Consider the following 9,429-nt stretch of genomic DNA (forward strand, 5'->3'; position numbering starts at 1 on the left):
GGCGGCTGCCCGCGCCCGGCCGACAGAACGGGCGGGGCGGGCAGCCGTCGGCGTCACTCGGTGGCGATGGCGTTCAGCACGTTCATGCGGCCGGCGCGGAAGGCGGGCACCAGGGCGGCGACCAGCCCGACGAGCGCGGACCCGGCGAAGACGGTGATGATCGTCGGCCAGGGGATCTCCAGCGTGGTGAAGCCCTCCAGAGCCAGCAGCTGCTGGGCGGAGGTGCCCCAGCCCATGCCGAGACCGAGTCCGAGCAGGGCGCCGAAGAGGGCGATGACGACCGACTCCAGCCGGATCATGCGCCGCAGCTGGCGGCGGGACAGGCCGATGGCACGCATCAGGCCGATCTCGCGGGTCCGTTCCACGACGGACAGCGCCAGCGTGTTCACGACGCCCAGCACGGCGACGACGATGGCCAGGGCCAGCAGACCGTAGACCATGTTCAGCAGGCCGCCGATCTGGTCCTCCAGCAGCTGCTTGTAGTCGGCCTGGTCGCGCACGGTGTACTGCGGGTACGGCTCCAGTTCGGCCTTGAGCGCCTGGTACGCGGCTTCCTCCTGGCCCTCCTCGGCCACGCCGAACATCATCAGGTTGAGCGGCATCCGGTCCTCGGGCACGTACGTCGCCGCGGTCTCGATGCTGGTGAACAGCGCGCTGCCCTCCAGGCTGGAGGCGGACGTGGTGATCGCGCCGATCGTGAGGTCCGCCGTCTCGCTGCTGCCGGGGAAGGCGACCGGTACGGTGTCGCCGACTTCGAGGCCGTGCTCGCGGGCGAACTCCTCGTGCACGGAGAAGCTGTCCGGACGGTAGGCGTCCGCGAGCGTGCCCTCCAGCGTCTCCACCCGCACGTCCTCGGCGTACGTCGGGGAGGCCGCTACGAGGTCGACGGTCTCCTTCCCGTCGCCCGGCAGGGTCAGTTCCACGCCCTGGAGGTAGCGGTACTCGGTGACGTGGGCCAGCCCGGGCGTCTCCTTCAGTGCGTCGGCGACCTGCGGGGTGAGGGGCTGCCCGGTGTCGCCAGCGATGATGAAGTCCGCGCCGACGGACCGGTCCAGTTCGTCGGAGGCGGAGGCCACCAGCGAGGAGCCGACCACCGACAGCCCGGCCACCAGGGCCAGCCCGATCATCAGCGCGGCGCCGGTGGCGCCGGTGCGGCGCGGGTTGCGCAGCGCGTTGCGTTCGGCGAGGCGGCCGACCGGCCCCCACATGCGCAGTAGGACGACGCTCAGGCCCTTGACCACCAGCTGCGACAGCAGCGGGCCGATGAGGATGAAACCGACGAGGGTGAGCACCACACCGAGGGCGAGCAGCAGCGAGCCGGGCCCGGCCTCGTCGGCGCGGGTGACGGCGAACAGGGCGGCGGCACCGGCGAGCGTGAGCACGCTGCCGACGACGGCCCGCACCCGGCCGGCGTTGCCGTCGGAGGTGACGCCGGAGTCCCGCAGTGCCGCCATCGGCGACACCCGGCCCGCGCGGCGGGCCGGCAGGTAGGCGGCGAGCACGGTGACGAGTACACCGAGCACCACACCGATCACCGGGGTGGTCCACGCGATCGTCAGGTCGTCGGTGCTGAGGTTCATGCCGACGAGGCTCATCAGCTTCATCAGGCCGATGGCGAGGCCGACACCCGCGCCGACGCCGATGACGGAACCGAGGACGCCGAGCAGCAGCGCCTCGATGAGCACCGAGCGGTTGACCTGCCCGCGTCCGGCGCCGATGGCGCGCATCAGGCCGATCTCGCGGGTGCGCTGGGCGACGAGCATGGAGAAGGTGTTGACGATGAGGAAGACGCCGACGAGCAGGGAGATGCCGGCGAAGCCGAGCAGGGCGTACTTCATGACGTCGAGGAAGCCGCCGAAGTCGTTCATGCCCTCGGCGCTGAACTCCTCCTGGGTCTGCACCTTCCAGTCGCCGCCCACCGCCGACTGCACGTTCTTCTTGAGCAGTTCGTCGGTGACGCCGTCCGCGGCGAGTACGGCCACGTTCGTGTAGACGTCCGAGCCGCCGAGCAGCTTCTCCTGCGCCGTGCGCTCGTCGAAGTAGAGGACGGCCGCACCCGGGTTGGTGACCTGGAAGGTGGCGATGCCGGAGATGCGTGAGGTGAAGTCGCCGTCGGCGGTGATGGTGCGCAGTTCGTCGCCGATTTCGAGGTTCTTCGCCTCCGCGGTGTCGGCGTCGACCATCACCTCGGTCGGCCCGCGCGGCGGGTGGCCGGAGGTGACCTCCATCGTCCGGAGGTCGAGGTCGGTCCAGTTGGAGGCGACGGTGGGGGCGCCGGTGGTCGGGCCGATGTTGTCGTTGCCGGAGTCCACCACCGTCACCGACGTGCTGACGGTCAGGCCGAAGGCCTTGTCCACGCCCTGCGCCTCGGCGGCCTTGTCCACGACGTCGGCCGGCAGCGTCTGCGGGCGTCCGGTCATGGACTGCTGGGCGTCCTGTCCGTCGCCCTCGGGGGCGCTGACCGTGACGTCCGCCGACGAGTCCGCGAACAGCTTGTCGAAGGTGGTGTTCATGGTGTCGGTGAACACCAGGGTGCCGCAGACGAAGGCGACGGAGAGCACCACGGCGAAGCCGGAGAGCAGCATCCGTCCCTTGTGCGCGAAGAAGTTGCGCAGGGAGGTTCTGACGACGGTCATGACACCCGCCCGAAGGTGTCGAAGGCCTTCATGCGGTCGAGGACCGACTCGGCGGTGGGGCTGGTCATCTCGTCGACGATGCGGCCGTCGGCCAGGTAGAGCACCCGGTCGGCGAAGGACGCGGCGACGGGGTCGTGGGTGACCATCACCATGGTCTGGCCGAGGTCGTCGACGGAGCGGCGCAGGAAGCCCAGCACCTCGGCGCCCGCCCTGGAGTCGAGGTTGCCGGTGGGCTCGTCACCGAAGATGATCTCCGGCCGGGCGGCCAGCGCCCGGGCGACGGCGACGCGCTGCTGCTGTCCGCCGGAGAGTTCGCTGGGGCGGTGCCGCAGCCGGTCGCGCAGGCCGACGGTCTCGACCACGCGGTCGAGCCACTCCTTGTCGGGCTTCCGACCGGCGATGTCCATCGGCAGGGTGATGTTCTCCAGCCCGTTCAGCGTCGGCAGCAGGTTGTAGGCCTGGAAGATGAAGCCGATGCTGTCGCGGCGGAGGCGGGTGAGCTTCTTGTCCTTGAGCCCGGTGATCTCGGTGTCGCCCACCCAGATCTGCCCGGAGGTGACGGAGTCCAGGCCGGCCAGGCAGTGCATCAGCGTGGACTTGCCCGAGCCGGAGGGGCCCATGATCGCGGTGAAAGCCCCGCGGGCTATCTCCACGTCCACCCGGTCCAGCGCGACCACCTCGGTCTCGCCCGACCCGTAGGACTTCACGACCTGCCGGGCTCGTGCCGCGACGGCCGTGCTTCCTCCACTGCCCCCGGTCCTGGGATTTGCTACAGCCGTTGTCACGGTGCTTCTCCTTCGTCTGCGTACTGGGATGGCGCTGGCTTGCCCTGCGGCCCCGCGGTGCGGGGTGCGCGGCAGGCGGTCCGCGGTTGTCGTCCGGTGAGCCGGTGTTGAGCCTGCTGCACCGCCCGTGCCACCGCGATGGTGCTTCTCGGCGTTCACGCCCGGGGGTTTTCCCCACCCCGGCGGCCTTCTGCGGCCGCCGGCTCCCTGGTGCACTGTCGACGCTAGGCAACAACGGCCGATTCCTCGTCCTGCGCCAGGACGAGTACGGCATGGAAGGACCCCCGTGACGCCCCTTAGGGGACGCACCCCAGACCTTGCCACCTTCCCCTACGTGAGGGGCAAGTGCGGGGCCCCCGGAACGTGGCACGAAGTGCTGCCGCACGTGAAAAGCGCCAGTTCACGAGCGAAACGGCAGCGACCCCTCCCACTTACTTCCTACTCCTGAGTGACGATCGCGCTCCCCCACCACGCAGGCACTCCCGCAGCGGGAGAACCGTGCTCCATCCCAGCCGGCTTCGCTTTCGGTTGACTCTGCATCTCGTCAGGATGACGCAAAACATGTGAAGGCGAGTCAGCCCTCTGACTGCTCTGGGATCCTGTAGACCGGTCGAGAGGGGTCGCAGCGATGCAGTGGAAGATCCATGGTGAACGTCCGATTTACGAGAACAGTTGGGTGAACCTGTGGCTCACCGACGTCGAGACGCCGGACGGAAACCGCTGGGAGCACCACGTCGTGAGGCTCCGGCACCTGGCAGTGGCTGCTGTGGTCAACGAGCGGCGCGAGGTCCTGATGCTGTGGCGGCACCGCTTCATCACGAACGCCTGGGCGTGGGAGCTGCCCATGGGTCTGGTCGAGGTGGGCGAGACACCGGCTGAAGCGGCTGCCCGTGAAGTCCTGGAGGAGACCGGCTGGCGGCCCGGCCCGGTCAAGCCGCTTATCTACGCCGAGCCGGCCAACGGCATCACCGACTCCCAACACCACGTTTTCCGGGCTGACTCAGCGACGTACGACGGACCGCCGACCGAGAAGAACGAGTCGGACCGTATCGAGTGGATCCCGCTGGCCGATGTTCGCGGCATGATCGACCGGCGCGAGGTCGTCAGCAGCGGGTCCCTGGTCGGGCTGCTCTACGTGCTCATGGACGAGGCGATCCGGTGATCTGGCGGGGCAGCACTTCCCGGAGCCGGGACTCGAACGCTGCCGCGGCCGGCTCCCGACGGTAGGGCTCCAGCCGCTCGTAGAACTCCCTGAGGTGGCCGGCGACTCGTTGCGAGCTGACGGCTGCCACCGGGGCCAGCGATTCGATGGCTGTGTGGCATGCCTCGTCGAGCTTGCCACGCTGGAGCTGGGTGCGGGCGAGCCATAAGGCGTGGAAGGCGCGGCCTCGGTGGTTCGATTCGTGCTCGCGGCGTAGGGCGTCCGCGATGAGTGGTTCGGCGACGGCGGCTTCGCCCATGCGGCCGTGTGCGATGCCGGTGTCCACTGTCAGCTTCGGCTCGTCGAAGTACGTCACCCACGCCGGGTCCTGATCACCGGGACTGATCCGATCGAAGTAGGTGTGGGCTTCCGCAATCGCGCCGTGGGTTGCGCTGCGGTTCCCGAGAGTGGCATGGGCGAAGGCTTCTCGCATCGAGAGCATGGCCAGTACGCGAGGTGTTGTGCCCACGGCGAGCCGGGCCTGGTCCTGAGCTGCGGTGACGAGAGCGAGGGCATCCCCGGGCTTGTCCTGGTAAGTGGCCTGGAGGCTCACGCAGGCCAGGACATTGGCCATGAACTGATGGTCGCCGATGGCCTTGGCCAGTCCGAGGGACTCGGTGAGATAGGCGCGCGCCTGGTGGTACTGGCGGGCATCGAAGTAGGTCCACCCGGTGAGTCGGGCCAGCTCAGCCGCGATGCCGTGGAGGCCGTTCCTCAAGAGCGCGGGACACTGCTCCTTGAGGAGTTCCACGACGTAGCGGAGCTGGCCGACGACCGCCGGCCGTAAGGTCTCGCCTCCGTGTTCGTCGTCCCGGCGCCAGTAGTCCGCGATCGACGAGTGCAACGCGTCCAGCGTCGATGGGCTGAGGTCTCTGTCGGCTGCCAGGGCAAGGATGCTGTCCACGTCCGCACCCGGCAGACCTGCGGTCAACTGCGCACCAATCGGGGTCGGTTCCTCCGAATGTTCCCGTGGCCTGACGGTCAGCTTTTGAGGCGTCTCCCATGAGCGTCGGGCCAGACCAAGCATGTGGCCGGGGATGTGCAGCCCGTCAGAAATTCGCTCGATCACGTCCATGTGCAGCAGTTGTCGCCGCCCGGCCATCACCTCGCCGACGCGACTGGGGGTGAGGTCACAGCGTCGCGCGATCATCGACGGATAGATACCTGCTCGGACCTTGAGCAGCCGAAAGATGCGGCCGAAATCCCTCACCCGGCACGCCTCGGTCATCGCCGGGTCCGTGAGCAGGCTGAGCGGGAGTTCCTGCGAGCGGGGTTGCTCGGACATCGGGCACCCTCCGGCGCATCGACTACGGATCGCTCACTTCGGTGAACCGAGAGTGATGTTACCCACGTTGGGTAATCCGCTTGGCCTTTCTCGCAGAGCCTGCGGATCGCGATGCTCCTGACCATGGCGAACGGACAGAACGACGTACGGATGACGCTGCGGGTTTCGCGCGACTCCGGCCGAACGTGGGGGCCTCCCACCGAAGTGCGTGTGAGGAAAGAGGCAGTGCTCGCGGATCACCCCGGCCGCTTCCCGCCGTGCGCGTGTCAGCGGTGCGCGGAGCGAAGCTCCGTCGACCCTCTGCGTTTGGCGTCGTGATGCGTTGCACGCGCTGGCGTCGGCTGCCCCTGGACCTAGCCGGGCGGACACGCGAGCTGTCCCCGTCGGGAAGTGTCGACAGCGCCGTGCAGTGTCAGTTGTCCACGCACGACGACGGTTGGCACTACGGCCTCCTCGACGACCTCGGCGAGTACGGGACCGCCCTGTGGCTCCGCTGGCTGGGGAGCGCCGAGGTGAAGCTGACCGTGCTGCCGGACTGCCCGGTGGCCGCCCCTGGGCCCGATGGTGAGGGGTGCTGTCTGTTCGCGGGCCACGCCCACCAGCACACCTGGGACGACACCCGGGAGGCGGTTTCGTGGACCACCTGATCACGAGCCCAAGCAGCGGTACGTTGCGCCGCACCCCTCCCCGCCCGCACGGCGGCGTACATGCCCGGCGCCTTCGCCCTCCGCGCAACGAGAGCTGCGTGGACTGCGGCGGCAGCGGCGCCGACTCGTCCGGCAAGACCTGCGGCACCTGCAACGGGCTCGGCGAAACCCATTGCCGCGCCAACCGTTGCGCACGCATGCCATCGCGTTCCATGATCCGGAAGGAGGGGCCGCTGATGGCCCACACTCTGATCGCCTCCCCGTTCCTTGACGGGCACCTGCTCCTCAAACCCGGAGCGAGGGCCGGGGCCCGCATCCCCGCCGACCACTACGAGGGCATTCGGCAGGCCACCGCAGCCGGTGAGATTCTGCCTGCCTGGGCAGTGCAGACCGCCGCTGACGTCTGGGGCGTCGACCTGAGCGGCCGACCTGCACAGGGCACCGTGCTGGTGCGCGAGCCATCCCCGTACGGCTACTGCCGCGCCTCGTGGGAGATCAACCTCGGCTGCAAGCACTGCTACCTCGGCGAGCGCCCCTTCTCCGGGCTCGGCTGGGCGGACAAAGTGCGACTGCTGGACACCATGCGCGAAGCAAATGTCCTCTGGCTCCAGATCACCGGTGGTGAGCCCACCATGGACCCGGACTTCCAAGGCGCCTACCGGTACGCCTGGCGGGCCGGGATGATGCTCACCATCTCCACCAACGGTTCGCTGCTCTGGCGGCCGAACCTTCTCAAGCTCTTCCGGGACTGCCCGCCCTACCGGCTGGTGGTCAGCATGTACGGAGCGAGCGAGGAGTCCTTCGACCGCCTCACCCAGCGCCGCGGCGCGTGGAAGGCGTTCCGGCGCGGCATGGACGCCGCACGCAAAGCCGGACTACCTCTGCGTATCAACGTCGTGGTGACCGAGGACAACGCCTCCGAGGCCGACGAGATGGCCACCCTCGCCGAGGAGTGGAACGTCGAGAACCACGCGTACACGAACATGACACCGACGATCTACGGCGGCGGAGAGCCCCTACTGGCCCAGTCAGCCGCCCACCTGCGGCAACGCAAGCCGTTCGCCGGCTGCAATGCGGGACACACCTTCTTCCACGCCGACCCCCACGCCAAGGTGTCGATCTGCAAGGTCGGACGGGACGACCAGATCGACCTCATGGCCGAAGGCATCGACGGTCTCACCCGGCTCGGCGCCATCGCCGACCGCCTCATGCTTCGCACCGGAGGATGCGAAGGCTGCGCCCTGTCCGGCACCTGCCGGGTCTGCCGCCCCCTGGCCAAGCACTACCAGGAAGCGAAGGCGCCGCTGCACAGCTACTGCCAACACGGAGACAAGGAGAACGCCTCATGACCCCACCCGTACCAGTGACACTTCTGCCCGGCCCGCCGATCTCGGCGCGCCGTGCCGCGCCGCCCGTAGCCGCCCTCTCGGTGACCGCCGTCCTGGACCTGGACGACATCGTGGAGAGCGCGGAGTGCTCCTGCGACGCCGGCGACGACAACCCCCACTGACCGACACGGTCCGGTCAGCTCCGTTCAGGCCCCGGCGTGTTCGCGTCGGGGCCTGAGCCCTGATCGGCCGACCGTTAGGGTGCCGCTCATGTTCTTCCGCTGGGACTGGCTCCGGCCCCTGTTGACCGCGCCGATCGTGCCGACCCTCGGCCCCGTCCATCCCGATGCTCTGACCGTCGACCTCTTCGAGGACATCCTGCGGGTAGCCGGCACCGGGGGCTTCCTGCCCCACGACAAGGACCGGCGGTGGGGCGGCGAAAAGCACGAGACGGTCCTGACCGGCGACGTGGTCCACCGGTCCGACCACACTCTGATCCCCACTCTCAACCAGCGCGGAAGCGGCACCGTCAAGGTCTTCGCCTACGGGCACCACGGCAGCCTCGTGGACGAAGCAGCCGGACTGGCCTTGAAGCTGGCTGCCGCGCACGACACGGCCAACGCCCGGGTAGTGCGCCCTTCCGACGCCGAGACCAAATCTCCGCGTGGTACCCGCATCCAGCTGAAGACCTTCACCGCCCGCCCTTGCCCGGACCCCGGCGGCCCGGTCCGCCCCCTCACCGACTGGCCGGCCCCCGTGCAGGAGACCTTCGCCCCCTTTGCCCGGACCATGGCCGCCGACGGCCTGGCCTTCCTCCACACCCGGATACAGACCGGCAGATGCGGCCCGGTCCTTACCGCCACCCTCGACCACCGCGTCGTGGGCGCGATCGGACCCATGGAAGTACAACCCGACGCGATCGGACGCCCCCAGCTCATGCCCCAGTACTTCGCCGTCCTGCCCCAGACCCGAGGGCAAGGCCTGGGCCGCGCCCTGTGGCGGGCCGCGATGCACTGGGGCCAAACCCACGGCGCCACCTACCAACTCCTCCAGACCAAGGCCGGCGGACCCTCCGACCGACTGTGCCGAAGCGAAGGACTCTCCTCCCTCGGCTTCAGCCACACCACGCACGCGTAACCGCCGGTCTCGCCGCCGTGAGGTCATAACGGAAGCGGACTGTCCGGCCTGAGCATCGACCTCAGCCGCGACCCGCCGGGGAGGACACCCACCCGGCCACCAACAACAACGACCCCGAACCCGGTCACGGGTTCGGGGTCGTTCTGATGTCCTGGGACATCGCGACTGCTCCCGAGGCAGGAATCGAACCTGCGAAAACCAGATTCAAAGTCTGGGTGCCCATGCCAGCAGAGCAACTCGGGATGGCGGAAACAGCCTACGCGTTCTGCCGATCAGCCTCCAACACCCGGTGCACGGTGATCATCCCGAGCTTCCCTCGGTTCGGCGCGCCCCCGGGCGAGGTGCGCCGGGAGGACGGGGCGCGCGAGGTGCGGGGACGGCCTGTGGGGGCGGAGCGCGGCGTGCGATGC

At 69.0% G+C, this 9,429-nt stretch carries 8 protein-coding genes and 1 tRNA gene; 5 read left to right on the plus strand and 4 right to left on the minus strand.

The genetic code is table 11. The annotated features are described in order from the left end of the window. Positions 1-53 precede the first annotated feature (53 nt). Positions 54-2,636 carry an ABC transporter permease gene (locus ACYVE9_RS08500; RefSeq protein WP_461027129.1) on the minus strand — a complete coding sequence of 861 codons (2,583 nt, stop codon included), beginning with the start codon at positions 2,634-2,636 and terminating at the stop codon, positions 54-56. After that, positions 2,633-3,421: an ABC transporter ATP-binding protein gene (locus tag ACYVE9_RS08505; protein ID WP_461027130.1), complete on the minus strand. Its 789-nt coding sequence runs from the start codon at positions 3,419-3,421 to the stop codon at positions 2,633-2,635. Before ACYVE9_RS08505 ends, ACYVE9_RS08500 begins: the two co-directional genes overlap by 4 nt. A 628-nt stretch (positions 3,422-4,049) precedes the next feature. Here ACYVE9_RS08505 and ACYVE9_RS08510 point away from each other — a divergent pair. Beyond that, entirely contained in the window at positions 4,050-4,583 is a 534-nt protein-coding gene (locus ACYVE9_RS08510) for an NUDIX hydrolase (protein ID WP_461027131.1), read from the plus strand. Here the strand turns inward: ACYVE9_RS08510 and ACYVE9_RS08515 are convergent. Further along, entirely contained in the window at positions 4,561-5,907 is a 1,347-nt protein-coding gene (locus ACYVE9_RS08515) for a helix-turn-helix domain-containing protein (protein ID WP_461027132.1), read from the minus strand. The genes ACYVE9_RS08510 and ACYVE9_RS08515 overlap by 23 nt on opposite strands. Before the next feature lie 416 nt (positions 5,908-6,323). Between ACYVE9_RS08515 and ACYVE9_RS08520 the strand changes: the two genes are divergently transcribed. The 4 genes from ACYVE9_RS08520 (at position 6,324) to ACYVE9_RS08535 (ending at position 9,019) form a co-directional block, all read left to right on the plus strand. Next, positions 6,324-6,554: a hypothetical protein gene (locus ACYVE9_RS08520; RefSeq protein ID WP_461027133.1), complete on the plus strand. Its 231-nt coding sequence runs from the start codon at positions 6,324-6,326 to the stop codon at positions 6,552-6,554. A gap of 236 nt (positions 6,555-6,790) precedes the next feature. After that, entirely contained in the window at positions 6,791-7,903 is a 1,113-nt protein-coding gene (locus tag ACYVE9_RS08525) for a radical SAM protein (RefSeq protein ID WP_461027134.1), read from the plus strand. Beyond that, positions 7,900-8,064, plus strand: a complete 165-nt coding sequence (locus ACYVE9_RS08530; RefSeq protein ID WP_461027135.1) for a hypothetical protein — start codon at positions 7,900-7,902, stop codon at positions 8,062-8,064. The genes ACYVE9_RS08525 and ACYVE9_RS08530 overlap by 4 nt, the downstream gene beginning before the upstream one ends. A gap of 88 nt (positions 8,065-8,152) precedes the next feature. Further along, complete coding sequence (locus ACYVE9_RS08535) at positions 8,153-9,019, plus strand: GNAT family N-acetyltransferase (RefSeq protein ID WP_461027136.1); 867 nt, start codon at positions 8,153-8,155, stop codon at positions 9,017-9,019. A gap of 168 nt (positions 9,020-9,187) precedes the next feature. Here the strand turns inward: ACYVE9_RS08535 and ACYVE9_RS08540 are convergent. Beyond that, positions 9,188-9,262, minus strand: a tRNA-Gln gene (locus ACYVE9_RS08540). Positions 9,263-9,429: the final 167 nt, after the last annotated feature.

It is taken from the genome of Streptomyces sparsus (assembly GCF_054776295.1).